Origin of the sequence: Ruficoccus amylovorans (assembly GCF_014230085.1) — a bacterium.
GTDB lineage: Bacteria > Verrucomicrobiota > Verrucomicrobiia > Opitutales > Cerasicoccaceae > Ruficoccus > Ruficoccus amylovorans.
Genome location: NZ_JACHVB010000012.1, coordinates 248,279 through 264,942 on the forward strand (window position 1 = coordinate 248,279; position 16,664 = coordinate 264,942).

General features: G+C 62.7%; 14 protein-coding genes. 2 read left to right on the forward strand and 12 right to left on the reverse strand.

The features are described 5' to 3' along the window. Nucleotides 1–15 precede the first annotated feature (15 nt). The 11 genes from H5P28_RS02105 to H5P28_RS02155 all read right to left on the reverse strand — a co-directional run bounded on the left by H5P28_RS02105 (nt 16) and on the right by H5P28_RS02155 (nt 9,848). Nucleotides 16–288 (reverse strand): hypothetical protein, encoded by a 273-nt coding sequence (locus tag H5P28_RS02105; protein ID WP_185674043.1) that lies wholly within the window; start codon nt 286–288, stop codon nt 16–18. 6 nt (nt 289–294) lie between these two features. After that, entirely contained in the window at nt 295–540 is a 246-nt protein-coding gene (locus H5P28_RS02110; protein ID WP_185674044.1) for a hypothetical protein, read from the reverse strand. Between the two features lie 50 nt (nt 541–590). Further along, a complete protein-coding gene (locus H5P28_RS02115) occupies nt 591–2,864 on the reverse strand; it encodes a LamG-like jellyroll fold domain-containing protein (protein WP_185674045.1) in 2,274 nt (757 codons plus the stop codon). Between the two features lie 62 nt (nt 2,865–2,926). Beyond that, on the reverse strand, nt 2,927–3,388 hold the full coding sequence (locus H5P28_RS02120; protein WP_185674046.1) for a hypothetical protein: 462 nt from the start codon (nt 3,386–3,388) through the stop codon (nt 2,927–2,929). Between the two features lie 70 nt (nt 3,389–3,458). Continuing rightward, the gene (locus H5P28_RS02125) at nt 3,459–4,400 is read right to left on the reverse strand and encodes a hypothetical protein (RefSeq protein WP_185674047.1); all 942 of its coding nucleotides are present in this window, start codon (nt 4,398–4,400) and stop codon (nt 3,459–3,461) included. 38 nt (nt 4,401–4,438) lie between these two features. Continuing rightward, nucleotides 4,439–4,978, reverse strand: coding sequence for a DUF2190 family protein (locus tag H5P28_RS02130; RefSeq protein ID WP_185674048.1), 540 nt, complete (start codon nt 4,976–4,978; stop codon nt 4,439–4,441). Nucleotides 4,979–5,055: 77 nt separating this feature from the next. After that, nucleotides 5,056–6,168 (reverse strand): phage protease, encoded by a 1,113-nt coding sequence (locus tag H5P28_RS02135; protein ID WP_185674049.1) that lies wholly within the window; start codon nt 6,166–6,168, stop codon nt 5,056–5,058. Between the two features lie 66 nt (nt 6,169–6,234). Then, nucleotides 6,235–7,443 (reverse strand): phage portal protein family protein, encoded by a 1,209-nt coding sequence (locus tag H5P28_RS02140; RefSeq protein WP_185674050.1) that lies wholly within the window; start codon nt 7,441–7,443, stop codon nt 6,235–6,237. A 71-nt stretch (nt 7,444–7,514) separates the two neighbouring features. Further along, nucleotides 7,515–8,987 (reverse strand): phage terminase large subunit family protein, encoded by a 1,473-nt coding sequence (locus H5P28_RS02145; protein ID WP_185674051.1) that lies wholly within the window; start codon nt 8,985–8,987, stop codon nt 7,515–7,517. Then, nucleotides 8,984–9,439, reverse strand: a complete 456-nt coding sequence (locus tag H5P28_RS02150) for a hypothetical protein (RefSeq protein ID WP_185674052.1) — start codon at nt 9,437–9,439, stop codon at nt 8,984–8,986. The genes H5P28_RS02145 and H5P28_RS02150 overlap by 4 nt, the downstream gene beginning before the upstream one ends. Nucleotides 9,440–9,578: 139 nt before the next feature. Then, the gene (locus H5P28_RS02155) at nt 9,579–9,848 is read right to left on the reverse strand and encodes a hypothetical protein (RefSeq protein WP_185674053.1); all 270 of its coding nucleotides are present in this window, start codon (nt 9,846–9,848) and stop codon (nt 9,579–9,581) included. 298 nt (nt 9,849–10,146) lie between these two features. Here H5P28_RS02155 and H5P28_RS02160 point away from each other — a divergent pair, with 298 nt between their 5' ends. Next, nucleotides 10,147–12,177 carry a LamG-like jellyroll fold domain-containing protein gene (locus H5P28_RS02160; protein WP_185674054.1) on the forward strand — a complete coding sequence of 677 codons (2,031 nt, stop codon included), beginning with the start codon at nt 10,147–10,149 and terminating at the stop codon, nt 12,175–12,177. A gap of 63 nt (nt 12,178–12,240) precedes the next feature. After that, nucleotides 12,241–13,335: a magnesium/cobalt transporter CorA gene (corA, locus tag H5P28_RS02165; RefSeq protein WP_185674055.1), complete on the forward strand. Its 1,095-nt coding sequence runs from the start codon at nt 12,241–12,243 to the stop codon at nt 13,333–13,335. A gap of 188 nt (nt 13,336–13,523) precedes the next feature. On the opposite strand, the gene H5P28_RS02170 is transcribed toward corA, so the two are convergent. Next, nucleotides 13,524–16,628, reverse strand: a complete 3,105-nt coding sequence (locus tag H5P28_RS02170; protein ID WP_185674056.1) for an SUMF1/EgtB/PvdO family nonheme iron enzyme — start codon at nt 16,626–16,628, stop codon at nt 13,524–13,526. Nucleotides 16,629–16,664 lie beyond the last annotated feature (36 nt).

Below are 16,664 nucleotides of genomic sequence, written 5' to 3' on the forward strand. Positions count from 1 at the left end.
TTGGATACAAATAAGTCAGGGGCGCGGCCCGTGCGGGAGCGTGCCCTTGGCGGGCGAGTCGGTCTTTTGCGATTTCTTGATCGAGCGGTTCTGTTCGGCGACCTGCGCGCCGGATTCGGCATCGGTGCGGTCGTTGTCGCGTGCGAAAAGAAATCCGACGCCGGAGAGTACCAGGACGATGTCCTCGGTGTTGGGGATGCCCTCCCCGGCGAGCAGCGAGTAAAGCGCCTTGGCCGCCCCGGCGATGATGGCCAGGATGGCCACGGTGGTTGTTTTGGGAGATCTCATGGCAGCTTAGTCTTGAGGAAGCAGCCCAAGCTCGGCCTGGAACGCCGTCTTGATGTTTGCTCCGGTGAAATCGGCGGTAGAGCCTATCAGGCTGGTGCCGGCGGTGACACCCTCCTGGATGACGGTTTCACCGTCGGCGTCGAGCAGGTCTCCCAGCAGGTAGTCCCCGAGGATGCCGCCACGCCAGCCGAGCTTGACCGATTGTCCGTTGTACGCGCCTTCAAGGTCGATGATTTCAAGGTATGGATTCATAAGGTTTGAGCGTTTGAATATTTGAGCGTTTGAGAATTGTCCTGGGACGGCTAAATGCGCTCCAGAATGAAGGTTAAGTCGATGGAGGCCCCGCTCCAGGAGCCCGCCGGTGAGTCGTTGATATGGATGGGTTGTGCGTTTGCCCGGGCGGCGAATGCGCCGGTGACGCTCAGGTTCTTTGTCTCCCCGGCAGTGATCGAGAAGCCGGATACGATGTCCGCGCCGTTGGCGGTGGTGCCGAGGGCAAGGTTTGTCGCGGCATTGCCCGCCGTTTCGGTCGCGATGATGTTCACGATCCGGAATCCCGCCGGAATCAGCAAGCGCTGTGAGCCGCCCAGCCAGGCATCGGCGATGGCGCTGCGCAGGCAGAGGCGGAGGCGATCGGCAGGCGTGGTCCAGGTGCAGCCATTCTGGCTGATGAGAGCGTCGATGTGGTTGTATGAGCGATCATGCAACTGATAACCGCTTTGCGCATGGGCTGCAGGGCTGAGGCTGATAATCGCCCCCGGCAGCGGTGCGATGACAAAATCCGTGACGGAAAAGCCCGTCTGTCCCGTGCTGGATGCAAAGGTCCAGAAGGCCCTCTCGGCACTGGTGTTGACCGAAATGGCATGGTTGTTCGCCCCGGCCTGAACCACGTAGTTGCCCGTCAAGGCATTGCCCGCCGCATCGGCGAGTCGCAGGATAACGGTGCCGGAGATGCTGGATGCGTTGAAGTTCAGCGGGACGGTCGAGCCAGCTTTTACCGGAAAGCCGTTCTTGGGATATTGCCAGAGCCGCCAGGTACCACTGGCGCTCATGGTGAAGCTCTCATAGGAGGACGAGACCACCGACCCGCTACCCGTGCTGAAGCTCCAGCCCTCGCTGAACGGTCCGGGCCATCCCCACCTGTAGGCAGGGATCGGGGCGGCCTGGGTGGGGACGGCTGAATAGCTGGCGATAATGAGCGCATCGGGGAGCGCCAGGTTGTAAAAGTCAAAGGACGCCAGATATAACGGGGAAAGCCCGGCGGGGGTACTAACGGTGTTACGCACGCCCAGCCGGTCAAAAGGCGCATAGTCCAGACTGTCGGCGCTCTCGTCGATCTTCTGGCCGTCGATCCACAGCGAGGTCGTTCCAGATTGCTTGCGGATGACGGCCGCAACCCATCGACCGGGGATGAGCTCATAGCTGCCAACAGAGACCGAGTTGCCAGTCCCGTGAGCCGATGTGCGCCATAATGATCCTGCCGGTTCATAAATGACACCGAGCGGCCCATATGAACTGCTCCCATTAGAGGAGCCGATCAGGTTGATTGCAGATGTCGGGGTCGCGTGGAGGTTGATGCGGAGAGCCGCCGTCCAGTCTCCCGGGCCGACCGGGATGGCGGTGCCCATTGCCACGTAACCGCTCACGCCGTCCAGGTGCAGCGACGGACCGAAGTCGCGGGCGGCGAGCCGGAGTGTTTCGGATTTGCTGAAGATGTCGAGGTTGTCACGTGCGGCGGCGGGCGAGGAAAGATCGGACAGGTTGAAACTTTGCCGGGAGTAGCGGCTGTCCGCGCTCCGGCGGTTGAGTGCGTCCGTGTCGCTGACAGCATCGTCGAGTTCGCGCAGGCGATGGGAGTTCAGGTCGAGTTCGCCGCTGAGTGAGAGCCCGGCAAACGCGGGCTGGTCGTCTTCGCCCAGTCCCAGATTATCGCGCGCACTGGACGTGTCGGAAAGGTCCGAGAGGTTGTTGCTGATCTGGAGAAAGCGGACGTCGGATTCCTGTGTGTTATAGAAAGTCTCGGGTGTGCTTGCTTCGGGAGACGCGGACTGGCTGAGCCCGCCTCCGAGCACGCGGATGGGACCCGCGCACACGGTGCGGGTGCGGCCGGGGACATCGTTGGTGGTGACAGCGATGGTCAGCCAGCGGTCACCGGAGGCAATGTTGCTTTCGGCAGAGTTGAGCGTGATCAGGGCGTGGCAATGTTCCGCCGCGCTGGTGTTCCAGTTGACTTCTGTGAGCGCGGGGTTGAGGTCCGTGGCGGCGATAGTCTTTACCCGGATGGGCGTGAGGCTCAGGTCCGGGCCACGCAGGTCGTAGTTGTCGGCGTCGTCGTCCTCGCTGAAGCGTTCAATAAGTTCCTCGTCGATGGGCTTGATCTCCAGCGTGACGCTGGCAATGCCTGAGATGTCCTGCAGGGTGCCGTTGTTAAAGAAACCGATCTCGAACTGGATGTCGTCACCGGCGCGGAATTTCGGGCGATACTCGTCGTCATCGGCGCGCAGCACGTCGCCGAAGGCTTCGAAACGGAATAGATCCGCCTGGATGCGGATGCGGGTTGGAGGGATGGTACTCATCGTGGATGGCGGTAAAGGAATGGTTAGGTGACGTTGCGGGAGAGCGGCAAAGAGGCGGACGATTAAAGCCCGTTCAACTGGCTGCCGCTGAGCCGTTGAGTTCGTTTGCGGGTGACTTCGACGCCGAACTCCGTACGCACATCCGGGCTTTTCTGGGGGGTGGAGGGGAGGCGCACGGGCAGGTCGCCCTCGCGGATGCGCGAGAGGACTTCCTCGGCCTCGTCGGCGGCTTCTTCCTGCTGCTCGCTCAGGAGAAATCCGCGGATTCTGCCCGGGAGTGTAGCGACGGCCAGTTGGCAAGCCGTGCGCTTGAGCTCGGGCGGGATCGTTGCCTCGTCCTCGGAGAGGATGTTGGTATCCTGGGTGCGGATATCGGTGCGGATGCGGCTGACGGTCTCATCCAGCACGGACAGGAGCGGGTCCGAGGGACCGCTCCTGTTCGGGCGGCTCAGGAGCGTTTCTACCTGTGCGGCGTTCAGGTGCGGGCGAAGGTCCGCTTCGGTGAGGTGTATCCAATTTGTCATGACAAAAGCGAAATGGTTGGTGTCCGGGCGGGGAATGGGACCCCGCCCGGATGGGATGGCGGGAGGCGGGTTAGGAGGCGCTGACGGCGAGCTTACGCACGCCCAGAGCGCTGGTGGCGATAACGGTGCTGTAGTGCTCGACGGTCAGGTCGGTGTATTTGGCGGATTCCTCGACGTACACGCGGAAGTTGCCGCCGCCGTCAACCGGTGTGACGAAGCGCTTCAGGTTCGAGGGCTCGTCCTTGGTCACTGCATTCTGCTCGAAGAAGGCGTAGACCGCGTTGGCGACGAGGCCGGTCTTGTCTCCGGACACGCCCTGGTAGCGGGCCCCGGCGATGCGGACGCCCTCGACGAAGAGCTTGCGGGAGAGGCTCTGCGGGTCGAGCGCGAGCGAGCTGAAGGCCCCGGCGTTGTCCTGCGCCTCGTAGGCAGCGGCCCGGAGGTCCCAGGCCGATTCGCCGAAAAGCAGGCGGTTCGGGCGCACGCCGCTTTCGTCGGTGGCGTCGATGAGCGCGGCGCGGATATCGGCGTCGGGGGCCGAGGCGTTATCCCAGGTGTGGTTGGTGGCGGTGGCGGCCGTGTCCAGGGCGGAGATGGCGCGGCGCAGTTCGTTGCGCAGCAGGCGCTGGAGGAGGATCTGCGTGTAGCGCTCCTGCCAATCGTCGCCATAGACCTCGTCGTGGTCGATGCGCATGGTCAGGCCCTTGTTGAGGGTCTTGGCGCTGACGCTGTCACCGGAGTACTCGACGCGCTTGAAGGCGCTACCGATGGCGCGGACATCGTCGGTCTCGGAGAAAAACGCCTCGGCATTGGTGGCACGTTTGAACTCAAAACGCCGGCCCACGTTGACGCGGGGGGCAACGAAGTCGAGCAGTTCGTCGAGGTTCTCCGGGTCTTTCCAGCCCACGGTAAAGGCCGTCAGCGGCTCGGAATAATGGGCCGCGTTGAAACGGCTTTCGTTGGCGGCTGTGATTTCGCCGGCATTGGAAGATTCTGTTTTTTCGGTGTTCATGGTAAAACGCAGGTTGAGGGTTGTGTAGTTGGGAAAAACTACATGCCAGGCAGGACGATGACCTTGTCCGGGGCCTGTCCGAAGGTGTCGCCCAGCGTGGCCATGTCAGTGCTGGGATTGCCGGTGAACGCGTTGAGGACGATGACCTTGCGCGGGGCGAAGGCCTCGACCTCGACGAGGGTGTTGTCTCCGGAGGCAGCGGTCAGGGCGCGACCCACCAGATAGTACGTGCCGGCGGCGGTCGGCTCATTCTGGACCTTGCCGGAGGCGGAGGTGTAGATGTCCTGGCCCGCGAGGATCGCTTCGGAGGCGACGAGGAGTATCGTTGTGGACGAGGCCGAGAGCAGGCTGATGCTGACATGCTCGCCCGCCTCGCCGCTGTCGGTGATGACGCCCAGGGGCTTGTCGCCCGCGCCGCACAGACTGGTCTGGTCGGCGGTGGGGCCGATCTTGCCCAGTAGGTTGCGTACACTGACGGTGTTTTCGAGAATGCGGGTAATGCGGCCCGCGTGGGTGCCCTCGGCGCTATTGGCAAAGACCGGACGGGCGTGAAACAGTTTTTTGATGAAACGAATCATGATGGATGGTTGTTAGGTGTGTTGGTTGCTTTCTTCGGAGCTGGACAATCAGGTGTAGTGGAAAATTGAATACGTGGTCAGATCAGATTGAGCTGGTCGTAGAGATCGGGCCGGTCGCGCTTCACGCAGGACCAGGCCGTGGTAAAATCCTCGCCCGTGCTCTCGGCGCGTTCGTTGACGAGAGCGAGGAAGTCCCGGCGCTTTTGTACGAGCGGGGCCCGTTGCCCCAGTCCGTGCGTGCGGGGCTGGGTGTGGAGGGCGCAGTCAGTGTTGCACAGCTCGCGCAGACCGGTCTCGAAGTCCGCCTGCAGGCCGCGCTCCCAGTTCTCGCGCTCGTGGGGCAGGATGCGCCCGCGCAGGAGCGCATGGTCGAGCAGGAGGGCGATGCGGGCGCGACGCTCGTTGGAGAATGACTCCCTCGCCTGGGTGCAAACGCGTTCGCTCTCGGTGGCGATGCGGTAGAAGCGCTCGTTCTCGGCGGTGAGTTCTTCGCTGGTTTCGGCCAGTGGTGCGCCGTCTTTTTCCCAGCGACGGGCGTTGGCGACGAGTTCGCGGCAGGCCGCGCGCCAGTCACCTTCGGGATCGACACCAATCAGCTCAAGCACATCGAGCGCTTCCACCGGGCGGACTTCCGTCGTGGGTTCTTCAGCGGTGTGAGTATCAGTCGAATCGGGTACTTGCTGCGGAGCGGAGGGGCGGATGATCTCATTGGCGATGGCTTCGCCGGGGATGTTGGGCTGGTTGGTCAGGCCGATGGAAATGAGCCGTACCGGCTCGTAGAGGTTGCCGTCGAGGTGGCGCATGGCCCAGCGCGGCGAGAGGAATTTATAAAAGGCATTGGCGAGGAGCTCGCGTCCGGCCTGCGACCAGCGCGGCAGCACGTAAAGGCCGTCGTCGCGGTCCTGCATGTCGGCGATCCAGGCGTAGGCGCGGGTGTCGTCGTGGCCGCTCTGGCCGGAGAATCCCGGATCGTCCGGGTGCCCGATGTAAACCGGGAGCCCGCCGAAGCGCCGGGCCAGGCGCCCGCGCAGAGATTTGAAATAGTCGCACATGCGGGTGGCGGCTTCTCGGCTAAGGCGCTGGACGCCGCGCGCGTGCGGCCAGTCCCCGTAGTCGGCCAGCTTGAGCCAGCCGCTGGTCGCGTTGGACCATTCCTGGGTGACGAGGGTGGTGATGGAGTCTTCTTTCATGGGTGTCTGGAAAAGTTTAAAAGGAGGATGTATTTATCGAGGCAGAGGTCGTTGTGGCGGTGGGTGTTAGTTCGGACTGGATGGCTTATCTTTGCCCAGGAGGCGACGGACGAACTGGTTAATGACCTTGGGGATGGCGGTGCCGATGATTTCGCGGGCGGTGTCGAGTTCCTCGGCGGAGAGGCCGCTCTCCTTGTGGCGGATGACGATGCGGGCGCGGGGCTGGTTTGTATTGAAAAGGTAGCGCAGGACGGTGCGGTCGATCTGCGTGTGAAGTGTCCCGGCGATGTGTTCGGCGTCCTCGCGCTCGATGAGGGCGGTCTCTTTGCCTTGGAGAGAAATCCCCGCCCCGGAGTCGGCGACTGTGCCCATGCTGCTGCCGCGCCAGAGGGTGGCGATAGCCTTGTCCATGCGGTCAACCAGCGCGGGGTAGGGAAGCTCGCCCGAGCCGCGCAGGTCGATGGCCTCGATCTGCGTGCCCCGTGACATGAGCGCGTGGAACTCTGCCCCGAAGTCCCGTACGGCCTCGCGGGCGGCTTCCCATTCGGGGGTGTTGGGGGCGGCATCAGTCACGCCGCGGACGCCGGGCATGCCGTTGCGCTCGCAGTAAACGAGCCAGTCACGTAGCGGGAGGTGCTTGAAGAGGTAGGCAATGGCGGTGGCCTCCATGAGCCCGTCGCCGGTAGTGACGAGCCAGCCTTCGCGCTCGAGCGGGCGGCCCTCGGTGGCGGTGTCGCTTTCCAGGAAGCGGAGCTGTCCGGTGCGGTTTTCCATGAACCACAGCGGCACGAAACGGAATTGCGCGGTGAGCAGCGTTGAGGGCAGGCCGGGCGTCTGTGCGTTGTCCTGTACGCGGATGGGTTGCCAGACGATTTCGTGGACGGCGTAGCGCTTGCCCACGGCGTCCATCATCTGCCGCACCAGGAGGGAGAAGCCGCCGCTTTCGTTCAGATCGCAAGCGTGGGCGGCGGTTAACTGCCGGTAGAAAAACTCCAGCGCGGCGGCATGGCGGGCGGCTTCTTCGGATTGGTCAAAAGTTTCGATCTGCCAGCCGAAACGACCGACTGCCTTTTTGCGCTTGGTGGCGACGGCCTTGACGAGGTCGTCGCGCTGCTCGATGGCTTCCCAGGCCAAGGCGGCCTGACGCAGTTCCCCGGCGTGGAAGGCGTCGAGCATGCGGGTGAGGGTGTCCGGAGTCAGGTGCCGGATCGGGTTGAAGCGCGCGCGTCGGGACGTCCGGGCGCGGTCGTGCGGGATGAGAGAGGCGGTTTTCATGGGCGATGGCGGGTTGTATTGAAAGTTGGATACGGGGTCCGGGCTGGTGGAACGCACTGGAGGCGGAGCGGTTAGCGGGAGCGTCCGGGCAGGTCGAGGGATTCGTAATGGGCGGCTGCCTGCGGGCGGCGACCGGCGTGGAGCGCGAGAGCGAGCGCCCAGAAACGGTCGGCGTGACCGTTCGTTCCACGGTCGGCGCAGAAGCGGATGTTGCCGCTGGAGGTGGCTTCTTTTTTGACCGCGCGCAGGTCGGCGCGGATGCGCTTGTCGGGCGGGATGCGCAGGCTGCGGCTCTCGAAGGCGCTGCGCACGGGGTAGGCGAGCGACTCCTTCAACCCGGCGGTGAAGGTCAGCCCCTCGACCCGATAGCCGCCGTAGCGGCTGGCGGCGCGTTCGGCGAACTGCCGCCCGAGGCCGCTCTGGTCGATGCAGGCCCGGCGAAGGGTGGGGAGCGAGAGGAAGGCGTCGAGGACTTGCTCCTGTTGGGCGAAGGGGGTGCGCTCGAGCGTGGTGATGTTGCGGGTCAGGAAGAGGTCGTTGACGCGTTCGACCAGCCAGAAAACGGACAGGTCGTGCTCACGGCCGATGTCCACCCCCAGAAAGAGATCGTGCGCCAGACGGAGGTCGCGGCCGTGGGGGCGGTGGTTGGTGTCAACCGGTTGGGGGCTGCCCGAGGCGACGGCGATGAGGGGGATCTCCCAGTCGTCGTGAACGGAGTATTCACACTCGCTGATCAACTCCCACGAGAGAAAGGCGGTGGTGTCGTCGGCGGGGCGGCACAGGTACTCCTGCTGGAAGCTCTCCTCGTCCGGGCACGAGGCGCGGATGAAATCGTAGTAAGCGGCCTCGTCCATCTGGCTGCGAGGATCCTCGGGCGGGAGCTTCTCCTTGAGTTTGGTCAGAAAGCCCTGATCGAGCGCGTCCTGGAGCGTGACCCGGTGGTGGGAGAAATTTTTCGGATTTCCCTGCTCGGTGATTTCACGGATGAGCTGGTTGAAAAAGTTGTCCGAGCCGCGATGGGTCGAGACGATTTCAAGCTGCCCGCCCCAGGTGATGCCGGGGTAGGCGATGGCGTAGAGACGGCGCGGGTCGGGGTGGAGCGCGAACTCGTCCAGCAGGCGAGTGCCGCGTTTACCGGCCTGGGCGTCGGCGTTGCTGGAAAGGCAATGCAGGCGGCGGCCATTGGCGAAAGCGAGCGTGAAGGCAGAGCCGTCGGAGTCGCTGACCACAGTGGCGTCGAGGTCACCGGCGGCGCGGTGGAGAATGGCGGCAAAGGCGCGGGCGTCCTCCAGAAAAAGGCGGGCCTGGGCCTCGTCTCGGGAGGAAATCCAGGCATCCAGCCGGGTGTCGCTGCGTGACTGTTCACGCACCAGCCGGTAGGCGCTGGTCCAGGACATGCCAACCTGGCGTGACTTTTCCATGATCTTGAGGCGAGAGGTGTCCTCGATCCACTTACGCTGGTAGGGCAGGAAAAACGGCAGCGGATCGCCCCCGGTGCTGGCGGGCCGGACGGTGGGGGATAGCTGTGCGGTGGCGGTGGTCATAGGAGTTTGAGGGTCTGTTCGATCTCGCGGATGGTTTCGAGGGAGAGGCCGCCCTGGCTGCGGGCGGATTCGAGCTCGCTCAGGAGCTTGCGTTTGCGTTCCTCGCGCTCCTGGCGGTCGGTCTCATAGTCGCAGAGTTTCATTTCGAGGCTGCCGATCTGGGTAAAGGACGAGCAGAGCCGATGGATGATGGAGGAGAGGGTGTTGAACTCGGAAAGCTCGTTCAGCGGGAGGTTTTGGAGGAGGGAAAAGAGCATCTGCCAGGCTTGCTCCATCGCGCCACGGGCGGTGGCGTGACCAGGGTTGTAGTGCTCCATGATCGCGTTGGTCTGGCGGCGGACTTCACTCAGATGCCTGAGGTGCTCCCTGAACGGGTCCGGAAGCGCCGCCGGTGAGGGGGCGGAGCCTGGGGCTCCGCCCGCCTCGTTGTTGGCAGAATGCCGGCTTTTCATCGTCTGCCCGTTTGCGGGGGCCGACTCGATGGAACCGGCCGGCGGCGGTGTCTCACTACTGCTCTGGCTGTTATGGCTTTTCCCTGATTCCGGTTTTCCGGAGAAAGCTTTTAGGGGCGTATCCATTTTCTGATACAGATCAGGATTCGCTCAGTCCGTTGGCGTCGAGAAAGTCCTGCCCCTGGGCGGCCAGTCGGTAGCGCTTGTCGGCTGGATCGAGGTCGGGCAGAGCGCTGTCGATGAGCTTCTTGTCGTCGAGGTAGGCGAGTTCGCGGCGCAGGATGCGATCGGTGATCTCGTGTCCGGCGTGGCGGATGCCGGTGCGCAGCGTATCGACGGGAAGGAAAGCCGGAGCGGCTGCCTCAAGTTGGAGAAGGATAACTTCGCGGAGGTGTTGGCGTTTGATCATGGATGGCGGTTGGAAAGGAGTTGGTGCCTCAGGCGGGCGGTTGTGGCGCTGATATTATCACAGATTTTTGATCACACAATCGTTCGGTTGGCTGGGTTGGATCGGTTGGAATATCGTGTTCGGTTGGGAAGCCGGAGGGATGGAAAGCGCACTTGCAGGCGGTAGATAAAATCCACATCGCCAATCGTTTGTGTAAAAAATCCACCGCACTGTGGAATTTGGCTGGAAATAGGGGGTGAAGTCCTCATGGTTGACTCTATTTGTTGTTATGCGATTCGCAGATAGACTCAGGCGATTGATGACGGCTCTGGCACATTCTCCGGTAAAGGCCGGAAGCGCTGCGGTGCTGGTTGCGCTTGCCGTCTGCGCTATCGCGTCCGGGCAAGTGGCCGGGGCGCAAGTGAAGGGGGTGGAAATCGTCTCGCCGTCGCGAGCGGTTTGCCTGACGGATAGGCGAGCGTCTGTTCGACTGAAGGCCGCAGTTTTAGCCGGGGCCGATGCCCTGGCTTACATAGACAATGTGGTCTGGAGTGTGAATCCGGCGGTGGGAGCTGTTTTGACAGCCGAGTCCGGCGGGTGGGCGAACGTAAATTTCAGTGCCGACGGTGTTTACTCGGTGACGGCTTCGGTCGAGGCCGAAGGTACGGTGCATGCGGCCTCGCAGACTGTCGTCGTCGGTCGGCTCCCGGCGGGGGAAGGGCTTGCCGCTGAGTGGCTTTTTGAGGGAACTGGACCCGTGCTAACGGATACATCGGGGCATGGACTCGATGGGCAACTGTCAAATAGCGAGGACCGTGGACCCGGCGTGGCTGGGTCGGCCTACCATGCGCAGGCGTTGGTGAGCCAGAAGGTGACGGTCGAGGATTTTCCCAGCTTGCCGGAGGTAACGGTCAGCGCCTGGGTCAAGGCGGACTCAGTCGCCGGAAGATTTCCGCGTATTATCGACGGTGAAGAGTGGGTATTCTTTCTCGGACTCGACGGCTCGTGGGTGCCGTCCTTGAAGTTCGCCCGTCAGTACGATACCGGGACATCTATCTGGCACACACCCATTGGCTCGATAGAAACCGGACGCTGGTACCATGTCGCGGTGAGCTGGAAGGATGGCGATGAGGCTCCACGTCTTTACATTGACGGGATCGAGCAGCTGGTTACCCGCGAGCGAGAAGTTGCCGATAATGCGGTTGCCATCGTTAAATCCGGGACCGCCTACCTCGGAAACGATGAAGCCGGTGAACGTGGCCTGGACGGAACGCTGGATGAGCTCCGCGTATATGGCCGTGAGCTTTCGCCTCAAGATATCGCTGTGCTGAGCGCTAACCATGCCCCCGCTCTGACGGCGCAACCGGACAGCCTGACCGGTGGCGGGAACCTCTGGGAGCCGTCAATCGCGGCGGAGGATAGGGACGCACCGTTGCCGCTGAGCTACCACTGGGATGTCCTTGAGGCTGCCGGTGCCTGGACGGTGGAGGATGCCAGTTCGGAGAGTCCGGTTTTTGATTTCGCGGCGGCGGGAGTTTATAAGGTAGCCCTCGACATTGACGACGGCCAGAGTGTCGTGAGATATGCTTGGGACATTGCCGTTCAGGGTATGTATCGAGTTTTCATGACAATGCGTAACGCCGCCTTGTGGCAAAGAGCGGGTGATCGGGTAGAAATTGTTCTCGGGGTCGAGCCCGCGCCGACTGAGCCGCTAAGACTGAGCTATTCGCTGGGCGGTGACGCCGTTGCGGGCGAGGATTTCGTGCCCTTGCCCGGGGAGGTGGTTATCCAGGGCGGGGAGACCCGGACCATGATCGAAGTTGAGGCGCTCACGCGAATGAGCGGTGAGGCGCGGGTGTTGACGCTGACGCTGGAGGATTCCGGGGATTATGAGGCGGAGGGGGAAGCTGTGCTCGTGGCTTTCACGCCGTATTCCTACGAGAACTGGGCTGTGGACTACGGGTTCGCTACCGGTGTGAGCCCGGCGAAGCTCGCTCCGACGGCGGACGTGAACGCAGACGGGATCAGTAATCTGACCGAGTACGCGCTCGGGGTGGACCCGTGGCGAGATCGGGGCGAGTCCGTGCGCAAGCGCCTTCCGCGTGTGAGCGTGGGCGGCGACGGGGTGCTTTCCTTGTCCTACATTCGTCCGGCGGGGGCAGATCCGGCGTTCTACACGGTCGGAGTGAGCGATTCTCCGAGGGGGATGTCATTCGCGCCTTTGGCGGCGCCTGAATCCGTGAGCACCAACACCGACGGTACGGAAACGGTGACAGTGACGGACTCGGCTCCGTTAGGCGCGGGAGAGCAGCGTTTTCTGCTTTTGCGGGTGTCGGCGGGTTTGTTGTGAACGGAAAGTGTGGGTGCGATTTTTTCGTTTTGAAACCTCGGACGGAATCGCCTTTGCTGTTGGATGATGAGAGTCGTATCCCGCAAGCAGGTCTTTGCGCACGGGCACGGGTTGCCGCCCGGTCAACTCGTGCGTGTCGGTGATGACCGCGCCGCCGGCGCACCGACGATTCGTCTGCTGGCCTACAGCGGGACGGATTTTTTCGAGATCGAGACCGCCACGCTCGACGAGGTGAGCGAGCAACTGGGCAAATGGCCGGTGTGCTGGATCCATGTCTGCGGTGTTACGGACGAGGCCTTGGTCCGCAGCCTGGGCGAGATGCTCGGGATACACCCCTTGGCACAGGAGGAGATTCTGAACACCAATACGCGGCCCAAGTTCGAGGAGTACGGGCGGGACTTGTTTGTCGTGACGAAGTCGGCCACGGTGGACCGCGAGAAGCGCGAGATCATGATCGAACAGGTCGCCTTTTACGCCACGGAAAAGGCCGTCCTGAGCGTCCAGGAAAGCGCGGCTCACCTTTTTATCCCGGTCATCGGTCGGGTGCGTGACGCGCAGGCGCGCCTGCGCACGCGCGGCACGGGCTACCTGCTCTTCGCGCTAATGGATGTGAAGGCCGACAACATCCTGAGCATTCTCGACATGGTGGAGACGGACATTGTCGAAGTGGAGGAGGACCTGCTCACCGGCGATGAGGATTTTACCATCGACATCATTTACCAGCATAAGAGGACCGTGCTCGCGATCATGCGCTTTGTCATGCCGATGCGCGACAATGCTCACCGGCTGGAGATAATCGACCACCCGCTGGTGAAGGAGGAGGACCGCTACTTTTTCCGCGACCTGGCCGACAACGCCCGCCGCGCCGCCGACCGACTGGAGCACGCCCGACTGCTGCTCCAGAACATGCAGGAGTATTACCACCTCATGGAGGAGCACAGGAACAACCATGTGATGAAGGTGCTGACGATCATCGCGACGCTGTTTCTGCCGCTGACCTTCATCGCCGGGGTGTACGGGATGAACTTCGACCACGAAAAAAGCCCCTGGAATATGCCCGAGCTGTACATGTATTTCGGCTACCCGGTCTGCCTGTTGTTCATGGCCACGTTTTTCTTCTGCATGCTGTGGTGGTTCCGTCGCATGAAGTGGCTGTGATTATTTACCATTTGTCATTTATCATTTGCCATATGCCATTGGGGGACAGTGCTCAATGTCCACGGATATGGCCACGTCGTCACGGGGCCCGGCGTCCTGAAAAGCCGAGGCAAAAGGAGTGCCGTTCATCATTGGCCAATCCCCATTGATAAATGACCAATGGCAAATGCCACCCTCTCCAATCCTCACTATTCCCCGATGACCGGCCCCAGGCAGAGGCGGAAGCCGGTGGCGGAGTTGCGGGTATCGGGGGCCATGTTCTTGCGTGAGGCTATGCGGGAGCGGATGGCGTAGTCTTCCCAGCCTCCGCCGCGGACGACGCGGTGGCTGCCCTCGCCGGTCAGCACCCAGTCGGTCTGTTTGCCGCCGGGGAGACGCCCGTTGTAAACGTCGAGGCACCATTCGGCCACATTGCCGTGGATGTCGGAGAGGCCGAACGCGTTTGGCGGGTAGTCACCGACCTCGCTGGTGCCGTAGAATTCCGGGTCTTCGAGCTGCGAGGAGGTGAAGTCGCGCGGATATTTCCCGCGGAAGTTGGCGCGGGTGATGTCGGCGGTATCCCCCCAGTAAAAGGGCGTCGTCGTCCCGGCGCGGGCGGCGTATTCCCACTCGGCCTCGGTGGGCAGGCGGTAAACGTAGCCTGCGGGCAGGCGTCCAGCCTGTTGCTCGCGCTGGTTGAGCTTTTCGCAGAAGGCGACGGCTTCGAGCCAGGTGACTTTTTCGACCGGGCGGCGAAGACCTTTGAACTCCGAAGGATTCTCACCCATGAGGGCCTGGTACTGCTGTTGTGTGATCTCGGTGCGCGAGAGCCAGAAGCCGTGGGTGAGCGTAACCTCGGTCTGCGGGCCTTCGACGGGGAGGCGCGCGTGCTCTTGCACCGGGCTACCCATCAGGAACGTGCCCGGCGGTATCCAGGCCATGTCAATGCCGAGGTAAGGGACATTATACGTAAGGCCCGTGGCCGGGCCGGGGAGCGGGGTCAGGCGGGTGCTCCAGGTGCGTGTTTCGTTCGGGGCCAGCCGCAGGTTCAACTGTTGGGAAATGTAGTCGGGGGCTTCGAGGATGAGCGAGTAGTCCTCGTCCGGGGGGAGTGTGAAGCGTCGCGCATCCTTGAGGTGAAGGACTTTGTCGTTGGCGGAGACGGTGAGGGGGAGACCGGCTGGTTGAACATCCAGCTGCACGACTCCTGGCCGGGGGGGCAGGTCGAGCGGGAGGCGCAGGAGGGTGTTGTCGGCGAGTTGAAAGGTCTGGGTGGCGTCGAGGTAGTCGGGGTGCGTGGCGGTCAGTGTGACCCGGCCTTCGGGGATGTCGGAGAGGACGTTGGCAGTCCCGGGGAAGGTCTTGTCGCCGACGTGGTAGGTCAAGCCTTCGAGGAGCCGGGTGCTTGGCTCCTTGCCGCCGAATGTGACCTGCGGGAGCACTTCTCCCGAGCGCGGCGTAAGCTCGCCGAAGTCGAGCACGGTGCGGGTGTTCGGGGCGAGGTTGACGGCCAGCTTCTCGGTCCGGAAGCCCGGTTTTTCCAGCGTGACGATAAACTCCTCCTGCACGGGCAAGCCCTCGATGGTGGCGTTGGTTTTGCCGATTTCGCGGCCCTCGACATAGATGGTGGCGTCGCGCGGAGTGGAGCGCACGCGCAGAGTACCGGGCAGCGGGACGAGCGGAAACTCAAGGAGCTGGCTGTCGCTTTCGCCGAGATGGAAATCCTCCTTTACCATCGTCATGTAGTTCTCCTTCTCCAGGCGAAGCGTGTAGGTGCCCGCGTAGAGGAACCGGGCGGCCTGGAGAAGACCGTTTTCATCCGCTGTGCCCAGGTCGTACATACGGCGGGAGGCGTCGATGGCGACTGCGCGCGCGCCAGGCGTCGTCAGGATATTTACGTTAGCCAGCGCCGGTTCCAGCCGTATGTCGAGTGTTTGTGGTGTGCGACCGATTTCGACGATGCGGTTGTAGTCGAGGTGGTGCGGAGAGCTGAGCGTGAGCCGGTACAGGCCGGGCACCACATTCAGGTCGAGGCTGCCGTTGCGGATATTGAAGCTCGTATCTTTCCCGGAGAACTCCAGCAATGCGTTGGGAGGGTCTGTGCGGATGCTGAGGCGGGGAGTCTGGCCTGCCGGTGTACGGATGGCGACTGCGGAATCGATGGGCGTCTCGCCGCCGAAAGCCAGATCATAGAACATCGAGAGCAGGTAAAACGCGACACAGGCGACGAGCCCGATGATGCCGATGCGAAAGGCCCGGGTGGTTTTGAGCCCATGCCGCTTGATCTGGCGGGGGACCGGGATGAAGTCCATGTGACGGAAGACGGAACGGGTCTGTGCCGTCCCAGGCTCAAGAGGCTCGTGGCGCTGCTGAATGTGGCGGAGGTCCTTGAGATCGTCGAGGACGGCCTTTGCGGAGGGATAGCGCTTGTCGGGGTCGCGCTCCAGGCAATTGGCCAGAAGCGTGTCCCAGCTTTTGTCCAGAGCGGGGTTTACCTCACTGGGCGGCGTGTAGTTGTAGCCGGGTTTTTGTCCCGTAAGCAGCCAGTATGCGGTGATCCCAAAGGCGTAAATATCCGAACGCTCGTCGCCGGGCTTGCCCAGCCGGGCCTCGGGCGAGAGGATGTCCACCGTGTTGATGCGGATGCGGCGCGGGCCGAGGGAGATCGGAGGGATACCGGCGGAGACGAGCGTCTCGAACAGCTCCTTGCCCGCCATCGTCATGACGCCCAGCTCGGCCAGCTTGATTTCGCCCTTGCTGTTGCGGAGGATGTTGGTGGGGTTCAGGTTGAGGTGGAGCTGCTTGTGGGTATGGGCGTAGCTAAGCCCCTCCAGTATCTGGCGCAGGATCTGCCGCACCTCTTCCTCGGGAAGGCCGACGGGCATGTCAGCCAGCAAGTCGTCACCCCGGGCGGGGTGGTGGCCTTTGTGCTGCTCAATGGCACACTGCTCCAAATAGTCGGCGAGGTTCTGCCCGTCGAAGGCTTCGTGAAAGATCGTGAAGCGGCCCTTGATCAGCTCGGCGTCTTCGGCCTTGAGCAGGTTGGGGTGGTCGAGTTGAACGAGGCGACTGGTGCTATGGAAGAAGCGCTCACGAAATTGCGCGTCATTCTGAACCAGCGGGGGGAGCACAAAGAGCGAGCGCGTCTCCTTGACGCGGGCTTTGCGTACCCGGTAAAGGCTGCCCATGAGGTCGTAGGTCAGGCAGCGCAGGACCTGGTAGTCGCCAAACTTCTCCCCGGGGGTCAAAACCTCATAAGCCCGTCCCGGAGGCGGTTTTACGGGAAAAGAGGAATCGGCGGATTGGTCGGGCATGGAGGGATGCGTCGGGCTCTGTAAGCGGGCGGCAAG

Excerpts from the sequence above, each read along its gene's own strand:
- H5P28_RS02105 (WP_185674043.1), bottom strand. The coding sequence starts at position 288 with ATGAGATCTCCCAAAACAACCACCGTGGCCATCCTGGCCATCATCGCC.
- H5P28_RS02110 (WP_185674044.1), bottom strand. The coding sequence starts at position 540 with ATGAATCCATACCTTGAAATCATCGACCTTGAAGGCGCGTACAACGGA.
- H5P28_RS02150 (WP_185674052.1), bottom strand. The coding sequence starts at position 9,439 with ATGAAAAGCCGGCATTCTGCCAACAACGAGGCGGGCGGAGCCCCAGGC.
- H5P28_RS02160 (WP_185674054.1), top strand. The coding sequence starts at position 10,147 with ATGACGGCTCTGGCACATTCTCCGGTAAAGGCCGGAAGCGCTGCGGTG.
- H5P28_RS02135 (WP_185674049.1), bottom strand. The coding sequence starts at position 6,168 with ATGAAAGAAGACTCCATCACCACCCTCGTCACCCAGGAATGGTCCAAC.
- corA (WP_185674055.1), top strand. The coding sequence starts at position 12,241 with ATGATGAGAGTCGTATCCCGCAAGCAGGTCTTTGCGCACGGGCACGGG.
- H5P28_RS02145 (WP_185674051.1), bottom strand. The coding sequence starts at position 8,987 with ATGACCACCGCCACCGCACAGCTATCCCCCACCGTCCGGCCCGCCAGC.
- H5P28_RS02155 (WP_185674053.1), bottom strand. The coding sequence starts at position 9,848 with ATGATCAAACGCCAACACCTCCGCGAAGTTATCCTTCTCCAACTTGAG.
- H5P28_RS02170 (WP_185674056.1), bottom strand. The coding sequence starts at position 16,628 with ATGCCCGACCAATCCGCCGATTCCTCTTTTCCCGTAAAACCGCCTCCG.
- H5P28_RS02115 (WP_185674045.1), bottom strand. The coding sequence starts at position 2,864 with ATGAGTACCATCCCTCCAACCCGCATCCGCATCCAGGCGGATCTATTC.
- H5P28_RS02140 (WP_185674050.1), bottom strand. The coding sequence starts at position 7,443 with ATGAAAACCGCCTCTCTCATCCCGCACGACCGCGCCCGGACGTCCCGA.
- H5P28_RS02130 (WP_185674048.1), bottom strand. The coding sequence starts at position 4,978 with ATGATTCGTTTCATCAAAAAACTGTTTCACGCCCGTCCGGTCTTTGCC.
- H5P28_RS02125 (WP_185674047.1), bottom strand. The coding sequence starts at position 4,400 with ATGAACACCGAAAAAACAGAATCTTCCAATGCCGGCGAAATCACAGCC.
- H5P28_RS02120 (WP_185674046.1), bottom strand. The coding sequence starts at position 3,388 with ATGACAAATTGGATACACCTCACCGAAGCGGACCTTCGCCCGCACCTG.